We start from the raw sequence: 15,856 nt of genomic DNA on the forward strand, positions 1-15,856 counted from the left end.
CAGCTCAGGGCGGGGACGGGTTACTTCCCCGCAACGAGTCCTACCGTCCCTGGATCACCACCCGTACCACCCTGACCAGCCATGCAACGAGTGGGACGACTGCAACGCCGTCCTGTCGTCCAGGAACACCGCGATGGACAGGCCGCCGGGAGTGACCGGACTGATGCCGCAGGCGGAGCAAGTTGTGGGGTAAGTCATCCTTACCCCGGCCCGCGCCCTCGGGGCGGAGCAAGTTGTCGCGTACTACGGTCCTACGGCATTCGTACGCACGTGGCACGCCCAGGAAGGCGAAGGCGAACCAGCAGGTGGCCGTGCGAGGGCGGGTAGCCACCAGCCGAGCGGTGCTGCCCTGCCCGCCATCTTCGGCGTCGCCGTCTCGCCATCGCCTGAGCAGACGGAGGCTTTCTGGCAGTGGGCGACACAGGCGGCTGGGACTGATTCAGAGGTATAGCGACGAACGCATGCCATTTGCCCGATTGGACAGTTTGCAGCATTAGCCTCCGCTTTTCAGTTGGGCCTGGCTGAGCTCGGTTGATGGCACTGGCGACGTGTTGTGCCTGTGTGGGGGTGTGGGGGCATGCCGAGGGCCCGACGCGTGGCCGGTGCCTCCAAGGTCCTCGGTTCGTGGGTGGGCAGGGATGGTCGGGGAAATCAGGTGACGGGTCGGGGCAGGGCCTGCAGTCGTGTGAAGGCGGTTGCCAGGTCGTGGCGCCAGGGCCAGGTGGTGGCGATCCGAAGGTGTAGTCGGCGGGCGCCGCGGGTTATGCGGGCGGCGGCGTGCAGCAGCCGGTAGCGGAGCTTCTTCGGCTCGGCCGTGGCCAACTCTCCGTCCAGCAGGAGGGTTTGGGCCCAGGCGAGCAGGTCTATGGCGGCCAGGGACAGCTCGAGCCAGGCGGCGTTGATCTGGAAGTGACGGGAGGGGAAGCGGCCGAATCCGGTGGTCTTGCCGCAGCGGATCCGATCTTCGATGCGGGCGTGGGCGCGGTGGCGGACCTCCAGTAGTTGCAGGGAGCCCCGGCCGTTGGGGGTGTCGGTGAGGAGGACCTGGTGGCGCATGCCCTCGTCCAGGTCGAACAGCGTGAGCTGGGCGCCGGGGTGCGGGCGTTCGCGGCGGACAATGATCCGGGTGCCCTCGGGCAGGCCCGGCAGGTCGACCAGGCCGGTCAGCTCGGCGACCTGGGCGCCGTCGCGCAGGGAGCCGTCCTGTTCGAGGGCGGGATGCCATACCCGTTCCGGGAGGTGGCGGATCGCGCGGCGGACCGGCTCGGTGATGGACCATCCGACGGAGAAGGACGCCCGGATCCCGCGGGAGCGCAGGGCTCGGATGTGGGCCAGGAAGGCCTTGGCGGAGCCGGCGCTGTCGGCGCGGATGAGGATCTCGGTGCCGTGGCGGTGGGCGTCGGGTATCTGGGCAAGCGCGGCATCGAGCACGCTGATGTGGTCGGTGGCGGTGTTGGCCGCGGCGTTGCCCGGCCGCAGCACACCTGCCAGGGCCTCGCCGGTGTTGTCCAGGAAGCACAGCAGCGGGTGGTAGCCGAAGCCGTGCTTGTAGGTCGGTGCCGCGTGCTCCTTCTCGGAATGGCAGGTGACCAGGGTGGCGTCGATGTCGAGGACCAGGCCCGGCAGTTCACGTCCGCCCGCGTGAGAAGCGGGGATCCCGTCGCGGGTCTCGCCGGCCTGCAGCCAGACGATCTCGCGGGCGGCGGCGCGGGCCGAGCGCAACGCTGCGAGCGCGGCAGGATCGATGCCGGCCAGCAGCCGCCACGCGGTCGGGGTGGAGGCGACCGGGCCGAAGACCTCGGGCTGGTCGCGCAGCAGCGCGAGGTCGGCGATCGCCTCGCCGCCGTCGGCGAGCATCACCGCCAGATCGGCGGCGATCCGGCCCGGTTCGTGGCCGGTGCCGCGCGGGCGGAGCCGACGCAGGGCGTCGCCGAAGGCCTGCGTGAGGCCGGTGGCATCGGCGAGATCGGCCAGCAGGCGCGACCCGGCGTGGCTGACGACCCCGCGCCCGTCGGTGGAGACGACGAGCCGGGGACGTGACCCGGTAGTGTGCACGTAGAAAGTGCCTTCCTGCTGGGCTGACGGAGACCTTAGACAAGCCTCATCGTCCCAGTTCAGAAGGCACTTTCGCGTTCCCGCTCATGATCCGGACACGGCCCCAAGTGAAACGCGCAGGTTAGAGCCTGCTTGCTACAAATCGTCGAAGGTGCTGCGAGAAGCTACTGATCCAGGATGGAGATCCTCCTCGTTAGGTGAGTGGAGGACGCCGGACTGAGTGAGCAACTGTTGATTCTTGAACCTTTCAGGGCGGCTGATCTCGTCGATAGCTCTGAGCGCCTTCTCGAGCTCCCACACCGCAGAGTCATCCGATCTCATGAGCTCCTGAAAAGCGTAGAAAGATTCGCAGAGAGGGCGATAATGGGAGGTGGCGTCGCCATCCTGGGGGGCCCGATCGGACCAATCTCTCAAAATTTCGCCGAGGCGCGGAATGATGGATCTGCGGGCCGAGAGCGAAATGGCCATTAGCTCACCCGGATCCATCAGTAGTCGAAAGTCGGGAGAGTCGAACCATGATCCATCGGGAAACTCTTCCGTAATCCTCTTGATTTCCTTCAATGCGCGATGCCTTGTGTGCTCGTCGAGAATTCCTGCGGTCCGTAGTCTGGCGAGTACATCAACCTCTGGGGAAAGCGCTAGGATCGGCCTAATTTTCAGCAATACCTCGACCAGGGACCAATCTCGCGCCATGTGAAGCGTGAGGAAGCCGTCGCTGCAGCGGTATGCGAGGAATCGACAATACTGGCTCCAAGACCTATAATCTTGGGTATTCGGTCGAATTTGGCAAAGGATCTCGGAAAGGCGGGGGTAGAGTTTGGGTGGAATCCTAACGAGCGTACCCACGGATTTTCCGTTGAGCGCGTCAAGGCGTGACAACCCAGAGCCATCTTGGATCCCTTCAATGAAGAGATCCAACATGGTGGGATCCTCCGCCATCAAGGCGGCGAACCCCTCGCGTAGCGTTGGATGTCGAAAAGACCAGCAGTCCGCGCCCCCGTCGGAATCGGAGCTTCCGTAGCGCAGGAATGTTCCCTCCAATTGCGAGAGCGATTGGAGGGCGCTGGCGGATGAGCACCCGATTCTAGTAAGGGCGGCGGACTGGAAATCACTTAGATAGATGGGGCTGGGAAGATTAACGGCCATGTAGACGAGGGCCAGAGCGCCAATATGAGACCGCTCCATGCCGGCGTATACGTCCCGAAGGAAAGATCCCGGGTCCGCCATAAACTCCTGAACGCGTCTCCGCGTGATACACAAGCCTTGGGTGAATCTTGAAGATCCCAGGCGTCGTGCCGCCTCCGGGCGAAACGGCTCGACCGAAGCGGCTACTTCTAGGTGTGGCTTGATCCACGACAAGAATCGCGTCGGTTGATCACCCATTCGAAGATGGTTGTAGAGTATCTGCTGGCGGCTAACGTAGTCCAGATCCTCCACGCTTACGACGACCTTGCCCTCCCGAAAGCGTGGGTAAGAATACTCCTTGAGGTATCTGCGAGCTTCCTTGTAGATATAATCTCGCGAGGTCAAGACGAACTTTGCCCCCATGCTTGCGGCGGCCATTATCTTCGGAAGTCTACGACACCACTCGTCTGTCATTCCTCGTTCGTGCCTGACAGAGCCAAAAGCATCGTCGATCCAGAAGAATTGATTAGGCTCGTGGGGGTTCCAGTGGTCGACTGCCTCAATGGCGCTGCCTGCGAGCACGACATTGCAACCCCAATTGTCAATCGCGGCGACAGCTAGAGCTGCTGCGATTGCTGACTTGCCGACCGCAGGTTCGCCGAGAAGCAAGACAAAATTTTCGGCGGAAAGCGATTCAGCGGCGCGATAGTAGCCCCTCGTGGTGACAAATGTTGACAGGTCGTCGCTTAGATAATTAAGGAAGGCGCGGGATTGGGCGTAAGCTCGTTCGTCGATAATTTGCGACAGGTCACCCAGCCCGTATATGCGCGGGACTAGCATCCGAAGGCGCGGGTTTGCGGCGATTGTTTGGTTTAACCAGCGCCCGCCAAGAACTAGGGGATACTTCACCCCCAATTTTCTCAACCTGCTAACGATTGCTTCCTCGGCGTTGCCGCTGAGTCGCGCGTTGCTGACCAGGATATATGTCTCGCACAGGTTAGCTTGTACAAGTCGTGGGACCTTGGCAAATTCGTCCCGAAGGCCCGCAGCGGTTACCGTGGAGTCGCGATTAGTGTGCTTGCACTGGATCACGAAAGCGCCAGCCCCTGAAGGTATTTCCGACATGGCGCCGGGATGACTTCTCCACTCGCCGTAGAAGGCGCCATCCCTTCCACCATCCGCACTGTCCGCGAAGGGCTGAAAGAATTGCCCAATCACCTCGCGGAAGATCATTGCCACCAAGTCCTGGAAGGCGCGCCATCCGAGTGTATGCAGTTGGAAGTTAGGCGGCCCTGGGGCTGAGACTGCTGGCACGTGATGATCTGTCACATCTGCAGGTTACGCTGCACCGACCTTGCCTTCGATGGCGTTGCGAAAGATCTCCATGGCGACTGTCGCCGCTCGATCTCGGCCGGCGAAGTGATGGTTCCAGAGCGTCGCCGATGGTGAGAGCGGCCGTCGTGGCGCCTGCGCCGTTCGCAGAGGTGCTCTCATCTGGTGATCTCCGAGAGCCACGTACGCAGGGGCCCCTCGAGGCCGAGGTTGTCGCCTCGCGTGGTGGTTTGGAGCAGTTCGGTGATGACGACCAGTCCAGCGAAGAGCCCGGCTGGGGTGGCGAGGACGTGAGCGAGGCGGCGGTGGACCTCGGCGGCAGTCTCCGGGACGAGGAGGCTGTAGGCGTATAGGAGGGCTGCGTCGTAGCCTGCGGGCGCGACGCCCCAGCCCTCCCAGTCGAGCACGGTGAGCGTAGGGCTCGTGAGGTTGGCCCAGTGCAGGTCGCCGTGGGCCGTCGCCCAGGCGGGAACGGTGGTGTTGACGGGGATGCCCAGGTACTGGGGCATGGCGCGGTCCAGATATTCCTGCCGAACCGCCACCCGGTTGCTGGGAACGGTGGCAATGGCGTCGAGGGCGGTGCTGAGCGAGTCCCACCAGGCGTCGTCCAGGTCGGGCGCTTCCCGAAGGATCGGCTCGTGGGTAGCGATGGTCGAAGCGGTGATCTTGTCGTAAAGCTCCGCCAGGTAGCCGTGCCCGCCCTCGGTCCAGGTACGCCGCTCCCGCAGGCGCGGCCGGGGTACCGCAGGAGGCATGAGCCGTTCTGCCTCCTGCGGTCCCTCCCAGAGCTTCCCGCCGGCCTTGGCAGCCGGGGCGGACACCAGGCGGAGCCAGCCCTCGCCGGACGCCGTGGCAACCGGGCGGCTGAGGGTACGACCGCGCCAGCCCCACGCTTCGTGGGAGCCGACCGGCGTCGCGTCGAGCGCCGCTGCTGCTGCGGCATGCATTCCGCGCATCCGCCTGGCGGTGTCCGGCTCAGGTACCGAGTACATCAACGACCCTTCGGAGTACGTCCGGAGACAACGGCGGTCGGCCGACGGCTTCGGCGGCCCGCATCCAGTGTTCCGGGTTTCCCGTCGACAGGAGCACGCGCTTCACCCCTGGGGCTGAAGCAACGACGGCGAGGGCGGTCTCGGCAGGGGTCTTGCCAGGAGTGATCAGCTCGGACAGTTCCGGGGTCACCAGGCCAGGGATTTCGCCGCCGTGAAGCGGGGCGGAGGTGAACACTTCCAGTCCCGCGGCCAGGGCGTCGGCCAACGGACCGCGGCCGTCGAGAGCCTGGGCAACGGGCGCGAGGTGGACGAGGGAGACCGGGAGCTGGATGGCCCACAGGTGATGACTCGGCCCGCCCGCCTTGGTCGCGAGTTCGACCAGCGTGGGCACGTCGAAGAGGCCGCTGCTGAAACCGCGCCAGGTTGCCACTCCGTAGGCGCTGATGATCTGTTGGCTGCATGCCTCCTCCAGAGCCAGGAAGGCGTTGTAGAGCCTGCCGGTGATCTCGCTGTCCGGGCAGGCATGTTCGGGGTTGTGCACGAACACCAGGTCGGGTACCCGGCCGAGCATGAGCTTGGTGCGCGCGAGCTGCCAGGCGATGTAGCCCGGGGCGAGGCAGTGCCCGCGTTCGGCGTCCGCTGGGGACAGGGCACCGGCTCGCACACCGATGTGCCCGGCGCCGGCCGGGACGAAGCCCACCTTTGTGGAGACGCACAGATCCGGGTAGGCAGCCAGAATCACGGCGAGAGACATCTCTGCCTGGCCGCCTGCGTAGTTGGGCGCTGTGTCCACCCAGTCGGCACCTCGGGAGGCGGCCATCAGCGCGGCCTCGGCCACATCGAGGCAGCGATAGGTGCCGAGGCCCAGCCGGGCGGTCATCGTGGGCCTCCGATCGCGGCGGCCTGGCCGTCGACCAGTTCTGTCACGACACCGGCCGCCTGGCCGAGAGTGATGCCTGCGGCCTGAGCGAGATCGGCCAGCCGGTGAGGTTCCCCGTCGGCAAGGAGCGCGAGCATCGGCTCGGCCTTGGCGGCAAACGTCCACTCCTCACCTCCGGCAGTAAACCGGACGGTACCGTCGGGCATGGCCGCGAGCGCGGGCCGCGTGGTGACCAGGCGCACCTGCAGGTCGGCATCCGGCGGGGCCGCAATGATGTGGGGCAGCGACGGCGCGAGCCGGGCTCGCTCGGTGGCATCGCGGGCGGAGGAAAAGCGGGCGAGCAGGTCGTCGCTCTCCAGCTCGGCCGCGAGGAGCTTGCCGATCGTGTCGAGGAAGGCTCGCTGCTCCTCGGTGGTGCCGAAGCGCGGGACATCCGCTCGGACGGCCTCGTGGGCGCGCAGCATTTCCGACAGCCAGGTGATCAGATCGGCGCCTGTTGTGCTCTGCAGCCCGCACGTGACATGCAGCGAGTGCTGGCCCTCGGAGGCGGCGACGGCGTGCCACCAGCCCCGGGGCAGGTAGAGCATGTCACCAGCGTTGAGCACCAGGTCGGCAATGGGCTCGTCCGGCGGCGGCTCGGGCATCTCGACGTCGCGGTGCAGGGGGACTGTGCGAGTCGGTCCGTAGATTCGCCAGCGCTTCGCGCCGTCGAGCTGGACGACGACCACGTCGTGATCGTCCCAGTGGACGCCGAAGCCCTCGGTGCCGGTCCAGGAGGCGTACAGGTTGACCTGTACGCCGGTTCGCAGCCAGCGCTCCAGCTGGCCGGCCAGGGACCCGATGCCGGGGTGGAGTTCGTCAACGGCGTCCAAGACCAGCGTCGCACCCTCGGCGAGCCTCTTGTGCAGCTCGGAGGGCTGGAGCTGGTGCCAGACGGTGCTCCGCCGGGTGGTGATCGGCCGGGAGTAGGTGTGCGCGGGCACCTGCTCCCCGTTGGCGGCGAGGCGGAAGCGAGGGGGTTCGAACCGGTGGTGGGTCAGGATGGCGTTGAGGTCATCCCAGCTCATCAGTCCGGCGAGCGACGCGGCCTCACCGCGTGCGACCTTGAAGCTGCGGCCGAGCGTCCGGGCGAGGAAGTCATCCCCGCCCAGACGCTCAACCACCGAGAAGTGCTCGGCGGCCATCGTGATGCAGCCGTCAGTCGTTGGTGTCGGTTCGGCCGGTGGAGCCGCCGTCCGACGGCTGCTCGCCGCGCGAGCGAGCCGCGGCGACCTTCGCTCGGGCGACCAGCAGGCCGTCGCCGTCCGGCTCGGTGCTGGTCGTCAGGTTCTCGGGCATGAAGCACTCCTTCGGGATCATGGGGCGGGCGGCTGCCCAGCCCCGTCGTTGGTGCAGCGATGGATCCGTTGCCAGGACAAAGCCGCTGGCAAGGAACCTCAGGTACTTGTGCCGCTCGGCCGTTGGCCGGCGCGGCCACCTGCATCCCCCCAAGCCCGCGTCGGGGCGGGAGGAAGTCGTGTCAGGCACTGGTCGGGACGACGTCCCGTGCCTTCGGGGCGGGGCCCTCACCAGTGCGGTGAGTCGCTCGTCGCCCGAGACTGCGGCGGTGGTGCCGACCTCGAACCAGATCCGCTTGCCGGCGGGGTCCGGCTCGGCGCCCCAGTTCGTCGCGAGCGCTGCCACCAGGAACAGTCCTCGCCCGCCGGTGGCGTCGAGATCGACCCCGCCGGCAGCCGGCAGTTCGTGGCCGACATCCGTCACCTCGACGCGCAGCCGTTCACCGTCCCAGGACACGCACACGACGCACGGGGCGTGGGTGTGGGACACAGCGTTGGTGATCAGCTCGCTGGACAGCAACTCGACATCGCGGAGCGCGTCCTCCGCGAGCGGAAGTCCCCAACTGCGCACGGCCCGTATCACCCGCCGCCGGGCGTTCGGTACGGCCTCGGCAGTGGGCAGCACGCGAAAGCCGAACGGGGCAGGGGTGACCGCTTGGCGAGTGGCGACGGACATGAGCGCGGACCTTTCACCGGAACGAGGTCGGCAGCGGGCCGATTCGCGCCGGGATTCACCCGGCAGGTATCTACAGAACCGCCTCCAACGCCGGTGAAACAGAGCAGAATTGAAGCGGCGATGAGGCATCCTTGCTGCGAACCCGGGCATGACCTGGCCTGTTATGGCTGCAGACGAACCGACGTACCTCTGGAGGACGCGGGATGGCATCCAGGAGGTCCCGGCTGATCCAGCGCAGGGAGGCTGTCGGCCACACCCAGGAATCACTGGCTGAAGCCCTCGATGTGGACCGCACAACCGTGGGGCGATGGGAGAGCGGCAGGGGTGCCCCACAGCCCTGGATGCGGCCGAAGCTCGCCCGCGCCCTGAAACTCTCGGTCGACCAGTTGGCCGACTTGCTGGCATCACCCCCTCCAGCCGCCAAAGCAGTTCCACCGTCCAGCAGCGCGCCGCTTGCTCCTGTTCGGCGGACGGGCCACGACAACGACCTCGTATCGGCCGTGGCAGCCGACTCGGAAGAGTCCGCACTCTTCCTCCGCTTCGCGAGCGCGTCCAACGTGGACGACACGCTGCTCGAACAGACCGACGCGGACATCGCAAGGCTTGCAGGGGACTACGTGAGCAAGCCGGTATCCGAGCTCTTCCACGACATCGGAGCCCTCCGGCGAGGAGTGTTCGACTTACTCCGAGGCCGCCAACACCCCCACCAGACAAGCCATCTCTACCTGCAGGCCGGACGCCTCTGTGGCCTGGCCACCCATGTCGCCCTCGACCTCGGCCAGTACGCAGCTGCGGCTACGCATTCGCGAACGGCCTGGCGCTGCGCGGAGTCAGCCGGCCACAACGGTCTCCGGGCCTGGATCCGATCCGTCCAATCCCTGATCGCCTACTGGCAGCAGGACCACCGCCAGGCCGCCGAGTTGGCCAGAGCCGGACTGCCGTACGCGGACAGCGGGACGATCGCAGCTCGTCTGCTCAGCCTCGAAGCGCGGGCCACCGCCGCGCTCGGCGACACCGCGAGCGCGCTACGAGCCGTGGAAGCTGCCGAGGCGGCGCGGAGCACTGTAGTCGCCGTGGATCTTCCCGGCGTGTTCACGTTTCCCGAGGCCAAGCAGTGGACCTATGCGGGCACCGCCCTCCTTGCCCTGGGTACCCGGTCGCATGTGAACCGCGCCATCGAGGCGTCCTCCAGGGCCATCGCCCTGTATGAGTCCGCACCGCAGCAGGAACAGTCCTCGGGCGACCTGCTGGCCGCCCGCCTTGACCTCGCCAACGCCCACCTCGCCCACGGCGACCTCGACGGCGTGCAGGAGAAGCTCTTGGTGGTGCTGGACGCCGCACCGGACCGGCGAACAGCGAGCATCTCCAGCCGTCTTCGGGCACTGAGCACTCGTCTCGCCGAGCCCGCCTACGCAGGCTCCCCGATCGTCCTGGGTCTCCGTGAGAATGTCAGAGAAGCCTGCTCTCGACCCGCACTCACGAATCCTCCGGAGCTGCCCCAGTGACGAGCAACACTGCACAGCAGGACGCCGCAGTCGCCGACAAGACGATCCTCGCGAACAGCGCCTATGCCGACGGACGCCACCTGGCCGCCCGCCAGTTCATCTACCGGTGGCAGCAGCCGCAGTACGACCTGCCCGGGATCGTCGTCGAAGAGCTGGCCGGTACGGGCGGGATCGTCCTCGACGTCGGCTGCGGCAACGGCAAGTTCGTCAACCGCCTACACAAGAACCGGCCCGACCTTCAGGTCGTCGGGATGGACATCTCGGCGGGCATCCTCACCGACGTCGAGAAACCGGTCCTGGTGGCCGACGCCCAAGCTCTGCCCTTCGCCGACAACACCGTCGACGCCGTGTTGGCCCTGCACATGCTGTACCACGTCAGCGATATTGAGGCCACGATCAAGGAGCTGGCCCGCGTCCTCCGGTCTGGCGGTGTGCTCATTGCCTCGACCAACAGCGACACCGACAAGCGGGAGCTGGACCAGCTCTGGGCCAAGGCTGCAGGAGACGTCCTCGGGATTCCGGAGGGGCCGGCGCGAGTCTCGCTAAGCTCCCGCTTCTCCCTGGAGAAGGCCCGCGGCTACCTCGGGACGGCGTTCAAAGACGTCCAGGTGCGGGAACTGCCCGGAATTATCGAGATCACCGATCCTGCGCCGATCGTCGCCCACCTAGCTTCCTACGAGGCGTGGGCAGCCCAATGCGGTGTCCCGTTCCATGAGACCGTCAGCCGAGCGGCTGAGATCGCTGCTGCGACCATCGATGCCCGAGGCTTCTTCAAGATCACGTGCCTTGGCGGGATTTTGGTATGCCAGCTGTAGGGGCAAGTCGTGCCTGCTCCTGCGGGCAGAGCAGGCACGACCCCCGCGGGCACCTATTCAAGCTCAGCGATGTGGTGAGCCTGTGAGCTCAGGTGTGGATGCTGGGCCAGCAGGGCCTTGGCTAGCACCAGATCCTCTCGTGCCTCGTCGACGCGCCCAAGACGCCTGTAATTGATGATTCGGGTCTTGATGGCCATGAGGAGTGTTTCACTCGGGACCTCCTTCATGGACTCATCATCGATGATCTTTGTGAACGCCCTGATGGCGGCGTCGGTTTCTCCAGCGCGACTTAGTGCAACGCCAAGTTGGTGACGCAACACGAGATCGCTGGGCGAGAACTCTACCGCTCGACGCAGAGCGTTTACCCGTCCATACTTGTCACGCTGGGCGTCGCACACTCGAGCCTTCACACTATATGCGAGCCCCCCAGTGAGTTTATTTGCTCGGCTGCATGCAATATTGGCAAAGTTTATCGCCTGGCCAATTCGTTTTCTGGCCAGCTCGTAGTTGGCGCTCATGGCAAATACGTATGCACTCGTTGGAGCGACCTCGCGAGCCTGCTTGAACAGATCATCTGCGGACTCGAGGTTTCCTGAGAATGTTTCGGATTCTCCGCGGCGGCATAGAATTGCGCCACGCTTCTCGTTGTCGGTCTGAATTCCGTATCGCTCGAAAACGCTAACGAAACGTTCTACTTCCCATGATTTTAGCTCCATCTGCTGCGTATATTGCTGTACCCGGCGTCGCGCGTCGGTCTCCAGAGTGCCGAACTGCGAGAGCTGACGGCCGGCGAAAGCAAGCGTGATGGGTAGACTCACGAATACCGCCTGCCCGTCCGCAGGGTGGAGCTGGCGACTCACAAGCGTCGCTTCCTCCAGCTCTCGCAAGGCTGTGTCCAGGCGGTCGTGCGACATCTCCGCGGCAAGGGCAAGAAGCTGGATCCCGGGAGGGGTGTCGAAAATGTACATTACTGACAAGGCCCGCTTCGCGTCTTGCGATAGAACATCCCAGATGTTGCGGAAGCTAAATTCCAGTACTGGCGAATCCTCTCCCTTGACATCTTTCAGTGCGCTGTCGAGGTCTCCTCGCAATTTGTATCGCCCGAGTGCCCACTGAATGGCCAGAGGGAGTCCTCCGCACGCTTTGTTGATCTGCTCGATCCGGCGATCCGTTAGTTGCAGATTGATCTGGAGCTCTTCTGCCTTCACCGTCGCAAACTCGCGCGTCTCGGCATTATTTAGCTCGGGAACAGTTACCGGGTATTCCCACCCGCCAGTCTTGCGCCGACTAGTGATGATGACCTTTGCCAGCGACTCTGGAGGGAGTTCCTGGACGAAAGAGATAATCCTTCCGTCGTCTACTGTCTCTAGATTGTCGAGCACAATTAGAGTTGGCCATACGGAAAGCCACTCAATGACTGTGCTCTTCTTCTCCTCCAGGGCGTCAGGAGGCTCCTCGCTGAAGAGTCTAAGGATTTGGTCGAGCAACCCTTCGAGTGAATAGAGGGTCCTGCTCTCGGATCGAGTGATGCCACCAGCGGTTAGAACCGTTTCCTTGGCGGTCAGTTGAAGGATGGCCTCGAAGGTTCGGTCCTCGTAAAAATGGTATGCGGCCCATGTGGCAAGTGCGGACTTTCCGACTCCGCCAGGTCCGTGCACATTAATTATCCAGATGCGTGGATCTCTTGTCACTGCGGAAACGAGCTGCTCTCGGAGATTGTTACGTCCAACAAAGAACCGGTAGTCCTTCTCAAGGAGTCGATAAGTTCCCGAGTCAACCGCAAATGGGCTTTTGGTTTCTTTGTCAAGACTGTCTTGGTCTGCACGTTCCTCGAGGTCATCGAGTAGCTCCTCAAGCTCCTCGCTGTTGTCGATTCGAACGGTGGAGTCGCCGCGGCGGAAATAGATCTCGCCTCGCCGAAGGCCGAAGGATTCCTTGATGCAAAAGTCGTGCTTTACGAGGGTGGGCGTGCGTCGCTTTTTCCGCTTGGCGGCGGAGCGGATAAAAATTACTGCAAACCAGCGAGGTTCTCCGGTGTAGCGAAGCTGATGCTGCACAATGTCGACGGCGATCTCGATTCCCGCTGCACGGCGAATCTTGTCGCGAAGGAGCTTCGCATCGTAGGGAAGCTCGCTGGCCAGGCCCACAGGTACCCAGCTCTTATCCTGAACGCCGACCACGATGTACCCGCCGCCGGTATTCTTCATGGCTAGGGCATCTCTGGTAAAGGATGCCGCGCCGTGATCGTTTTCCAGATGCAGTTCCTGCTTGAAATCAAGCCATTCGCACTCGCCGCGACAATCGATCAGATATTTGAGGGCCTCCATGCTCAGATCGCCCTCTCGTACCATTCGCTCGATGGTGGCGAGGTTCATCCGCTACCCGCTCTCTGCTCAGGCTTGCATCAGGGTGCGCCGAAGGACCGGCGTGGATCCCGGCAGTCTAGTGAGGCAAGTGAGGCTTGGGGGCTGGAATGACAAGGACGAGTCCAGGGCGGGAGCCGCTTGGAGCGGGTGTGTGAGCGCTGCGTGAGCGGACGGGATGGCAGGAGCCAAGCGGAGCTGGATCACGAAACCTGTGACGTGGCGCTGACCTGCAGGTTAAGCGCCATGCGGCATCAGGCATCACGCCCCATCAGGATCCGGGCGGGGCTTGTAAAGCGGGGGTCGTCGGTTCGAACCCGACAGGGGGCTCGCAGCGCGAAGGGCCAGCTCGCCGGGGTGATCCGGTGGGGCTGGCCCTTCTGCGTTGCCCGCGGGTCGTGGGGTGGTTGGTCAGCTGGGTTCGGGTGCGGGTTCGGTGGGTTCGGCCGGGTCGTCGGAATCCTCCGATTCCTCCGGGTCGTTCGGCGGGGCGGAAAGGGCGGGCTCGCTGCTTTTGTGCCAGGTTGCCGTCACCTTCAGGCTGGCCTTTCCGTCGACTCCGGTCACTGCGCTGACGAGGACTCCCGTCTTGACGGAGAGCTCGATTCCGAATTCGAGTGTGAATTCGTCGGGGGCGGCCGCCCGGAGGCCGGATCGTACGTTGCCGACCACGGTCTGGAGGGTGCTCGCGAGGTCGTCCAGCTGGTAGCTGGGGCGGCGCAGGGCGACGTCCCTGGGGCCGCGCTGTTCCTCGATGCGGGCCCAGAACGTCCCCTCGGGCGTCACTACTTGGACAAGCTCTGACATTTCTCCTCCAAGGGGTGTCGTTGCCGGGGTCGAATTGCCGGAAAACCGGTGTCCGGCCCGGGTCGTGGGCCTATCCTTCTTCTTCGCGAGGGGAACTGTATCGGGCGCCGAGGGGTGGCAGGCCATGGATATGGGACAGCGGGCGGCGGGTGCCGAACGCATCTACCTCTCCGATGTGGAGCCGCACGCGGCGGCGCCGATCGACCGGGCCTCGGACCTGCGGTCGCGGGTCCTGCTGCACGTCCTCTTCGCCGACACCCTGCTGATCGGCGACTCGCAGGGCCTCAACAACAGGTACTTCCGGGCGCTCGTGGACGCCGAGGAGGCGCGGAAGGTCCGCTGGTCCCCGGGGACGGCGGCGCTGTCGGACTTCGGTGCTCTCCTGGAGGCCGGCCGGTTGCGGGTCGCGTTGCGGGCGGGCGGGACCCTGCACCGGATCAGCGACGGCCACCGGGCCGAGGGCGTGGAGAACGCGCCCGACGTCGCCTACGTGGAGCGGCTGACCGGGGTGTCGTCCGCGCACACGGTGCCGTACGACGGGTCGGCCGTCGCCGCCGCGTTCAAGTCCGGTGTCCTGGCGCGGATCGAGGCCACCGAGCGGGACTTCGCCGGGAGCGCGCGGGAGGCCCTCGAAGCCGCGCGGGCCTGGGTCGCCGAGCAGGATCCGCTGCTCTACAAGCAGCTCCGGGACTGGCTGGCCGGCTACCGGAGCGCGCACCCCGGGGGCAGTGCCGAACTCGTCCTCGTGCTCCAGTCGGTGGACGACTGGGCCGGCGAGTCCTACCGGCGGGCGCTGCCGCAGGCCCTGGGTGTCGGCATGGCCGGCCCGCGCGACGGCGAGGGCACCATCCTGGTCTTCCGGAGCCGACGGCTTGTCGAGTACGCGGGGTTCCCGGCGGTGATGCTCGACAACCTGCTGCTGTCCCAACTCCCGGTGGAGGTGGTGTTCGAGGCGATCGAGCAGCCTTCCCGGGTGGCCCTGGTCGCGGAGTTGGGGCGGCTGCGCCGGGGGATCCAGCCGGACACGGCGGTGCTGCGTTCGGCGGTCGAGGAGTTCAGTTCGTGGACGCTGGAGGCGTTCGAGCGCACCTTCCGCCGCGTCGGGGGCCTGGCGTGGGAGCACTTGCGGGGCGAGGTCCGGCTGATGCGCTTCGGGCTGGACGAGGACCCGGTCGCCGGTCGGCTGGGGGCCGGCCTGGAGGTGGTCTCCCCGGCGGCCGACGGCGTTCGCGACCTGTCGCTCCACGTGGTGAACGGCCCGGGTGCGGCGGGCCCGGACCCGCAGCACCGGGCCCAGCCGCGGCCGTTGCGCGAGCTCGACCCCTTCGAGCGGGTGGTCACCCTCTGACGGTCCCGGTCTGCGGGTCGGGGTGGGCCTGGAGGAGGGCGAAGGCGGCCAGGGTGACGCCGCAGGTGATCCGGCCCTGCCGCAGCCAGTGCGCCATCAGGTCGGGGGAGACCCAGACCGGGTCGGTCACCGATTCCATGGCCTCCGGGCGGGCGGTGGCGGTGCCTCCGGGGAGCACGGTGGCGCGGCAGACGTGGATGCCGTTCTCGATCAGGCCGGTGTCCGCGTGGATCAGGCCGAGGCTCTCCACGGTGGAGGCGACGAGGCCGGTCTCCTCCCTGAGTTCGCGTGCGGCGGCCTCCTCCGGGGGTTCGCCGGGCTCGCAGCCGCCGCGCGGGAACTCCAGCGAGGCGGCGCCGACCGGGTAGCGGTAGGAGGGCACCAGCGCGATGCCGTCGGGGCCGGTCGCCACCACGACGACGCCGGTCTGCGACCACTGCCACCGGAGGTAGTTGCCGGCCGTGCCGCCCGGGGCGACGACCTCGTCGTTGTAGAGCCGGCCGAAGCGGTTCCCGAAGACCTCGACGGCCTGGCGGCGTCGGATCGGGGCGGGTGCGGCGAGGTCCTGAGAGTCCGTGGGCATCATGCTCCTACCTGCCGTCGTAGGGCCGCAGGTGGCGG

Annotated in this window: 12 protein-coding genes; 3 read left to right on the forward strand and 9 right to left on the reverse strand. The window is 65.8% G+C overall.

Features of this window, described 5'->3' with window-relative positions; genetic code table 11:
- Window positions 1-651 precede the first annotated feature (651 nt).
- From OG556_RS19710 to OG556_RS19735, 6 genes are all read right to left on the reverse strand, one after another.
- Entirely contained in the window at window positions 652-2,055 is a 1,404-nt protein-coding gene (locus OG556_RS19710; RefSeq protein ID WP_371518244.1) for an IS1380 family transposase, read from the reverse strand.
- A gap of 135 nt (window positions 2,056-2,190) precedes the next feature.
- Complete coding sequence (locus OG556_RS19715; RefSeq protein ID WP_371518245.1) at window positions 2,191-4,413, reverse strand: hypothetical protein; 2,223 nt, start codon at window positions 4,411-4,413, stop codon at window positions 2,191-2,193.
- Window positions 4,414-4,670: 257 nt separating this feature from the next.
- Complete coding sequence (locus tag OG556_RS19720; RefSeq protein WP_371518247.1) at window positions 4,671-5,468, reverse strand: hypothetical protein; 798 nt, start codon at window positions 5,466-5,468, stop codon at window positions 4,671-4,673.
- 19 nt (window positions 5,469-5,487) lie between these two features.
- Complete coding sequence (locus tag OG556_RS19725; protein WP_371518248.1) at window positions 5,488-6,384, reverse strand: aldo/keto reductase; 897 nt, start codon at window positions 6,382-6,384, stop codon at window positions 5,488-5,490.
- Window positions 6,381-7,568, reverse strand: a complete 1,188-nt coding sequence (locus OG556_RS19730; protein WP_371518249.1) for a cupin domain-containing protein — start codon at window positions 7,566-7,568, stop codon at window positions 6,381-6,383. Before OG556_RS19730 ends, OG556_RS19725 begins: the two co-directional genes overlap by 4 nt.
- A gap of 13 nt (window positions 7,569-7,581) precedes the next feature.
- Window positions 7,582-8,397, reverse strand: coding sequence for an ATP-binding protein (locus OG556_RS19735; RefSeq protein WP_371518250.1), 816 nt, complete (start codon window positions 8,395-8,397; stop codon window positions 7,582-7,584).
- A gap of 203 nt (window positions 8,398-8,600) precedes the next feature.
- Here OG556_RS19735 and OG556_RS19740 point away from each other — a divergent pair, with 203 nt between their 5' ends.
- Both OG556_RS19740 and OG556_RS19745 read left to right on the forward strand, forming a co-directional pair.
- A complete protein-coding gene (locus tag OG556_RS19740) occupies window positions 8,601-9,902 on the forward strand; it encodes a helix-turn-helix transcriptional regulator (protein ID WP_371518251.1) in 1,302 nt (433 codons plus the stop codon).
- Complete coding sequence (locus OG556_RS19745; protein ID WP_371518252.1) at window positions 9,899-10,717, forward strand: class I SAM-dependent methyltransferase; 819 nt, start codon at window positions 9,899-9,901, stop codon at window positions 10,715-10,717. Before OG556_RS19740 ends, OG556_RS19745 begins: the two co-directional genes overlap by 4 nt.
- A 53-nt stretch (window positions 10,718-10,770) precedes the next feature.
- Here the strand turns inward: OG556_RS19745 and OG556_RS19750 are convergent, their stop codons facing one another.
- Together OG556_RS19750 and OG556_RS19755 are read right to left on the reverse strand one after the other, a co-directional pair.
- Window positions 10,771-13,092, reverse strand: coding sequence for an RNA-binding domain-containing protein (locus OG556_RS19750; protein WP_371518253.1), 2,322 nt, complete (start codon window positions 13,090-13,092; stop codon window positions 10,771-10,773).
- Between the two features lie 399 nt (window positions 13,093-13,491).
- Entirely contained in the window at window positions 13,492-13,887 is a 396-nt protein-coding gene (locus OG556_RS19755) for a CU044_2847 family protein (RefSeq protein WP_371518255.1), read from the reverse strand.
- A gap of 124 nt (window positions 13,888-14,011) precedes the next feature.
- On the opposite strand from OG556_RS19755, the gene OG556_RS19760 reads away from it, so the two are divergent.
- Window positions 14,012-15,235: a hypothetical protein gene (locus OG556_RS19760; RefSeq protein ID WP_371518257.1), complete on the forward strand. Its 1,224-nt coding sequence runs from the start codon at window positions 14,012-14,014 to the stop codon at window positions 15,233-15,235.
- Here the strand turns inward: OG556_RS19760 and OG556_RS19765 are convergent.
- Window positions 15,225-15,818, reverse strand: coding sequence for an NUDIX hydrolase (locus OG556_RS19765; RefSeq protein WP_371518259.1), 594 nt, complete (start codon window positions 15,816-15,818; stop codon window positions 15,225-15,227). The genes OG556_RS19760 and OG556_RS19765 overlap by 11 nt on opposite strands.
- Between the last annotated feature and the right edge of the window lie 38 nt (window positions 15,819-15,856).

The sequence above is a fragment of the Kitasatospora sp. NBC_01300 genome, from assembly GCF_041435235.1.
GTDB lineage: Bacteria > Actinomycetota > Actinomycetes > Streptomycetales > Streptomycetaceae > Kitasatospora.

What these genes read in the sequence shown, in the direction of transcription:
- OG556_RS19735 (WP_371518250.1), bottom strand. Translation starts at nt 8,397, where the DNA reads ATGTCCGTCGCCACTCGCCAAGCGGTCACCCCTGCCCCGTTCGGCTTT.
- OG556_RS19725 (WP_371518248.1), bottom strand. Translation starts at nt 6,384, where the DNA reads ATGACCGCCCGGCTGGGCCTCGGCACCTATCGCTGCCTCGATGTGGCC.
- OG556_RS19730 (WP_371518249.1), bottom strand. Translation starts at nt 7,568, where the DNA reads ATGGCCGCCGAGCACTTCTCGGTGGTTGAGCGTCTGGGCGGGGATGAC.
- OG556_RS19760 (WP_371518257.1), top strand. Translation starts at nt 14,012, where the DNA reads ATGGATATGGGACAGCGGGCGGCGGGTGCCGAACGCATCTACCTCTCC.
- OG556_RS19715 (WP_371518245.1), bottom strand. Translation starts at nt 4,413, where the DNA reads ATGATCTTCCGCGAGGTGATTGGGCAATTCTTTCAGCCCTTCGCGGAC.
- OG556_RS19765 (WP_371518259.1), bottom strand. Translation starts at nt 15,818, where the DNA reads ATGCCCACGGACTCTCAGGACCTCGCCGCACCCGCCCCGATCCGACGC.
- OG556_RS19755 (WP_371518255.1), bottom strand. Translation starts at nt 13,887, where the DNA reads ATGTCAGAGCTTGTCCAAGTAGTGACGCCCGAGGGGACGTTCTGGGCC.
- OG556_RS19740 (WP_371518251.1), top strand. Translation starts at nt 8,601, where the DNA reads ATGGCATCCAGGAGGTCCCGGCTGATCCAGCGCAGGGAGGCTGTCGGC.
- OG556_RS19720 (WP_371518247.1), bottom strand. Translation starts at nt 5,468, where the DNA reads ATGCGCGGAATGCATGCCGCAGCAGCAGCGGCGCTCGACGCGACGCCG.
- OG556_RS19750 (WP_371518253.1), bottom strand. Translation starts at nt 13,092, where the DNA reads ATGAACCTCGCCACCATCGAGCGAATGGTACGAGAGGGCGATCTGAGC.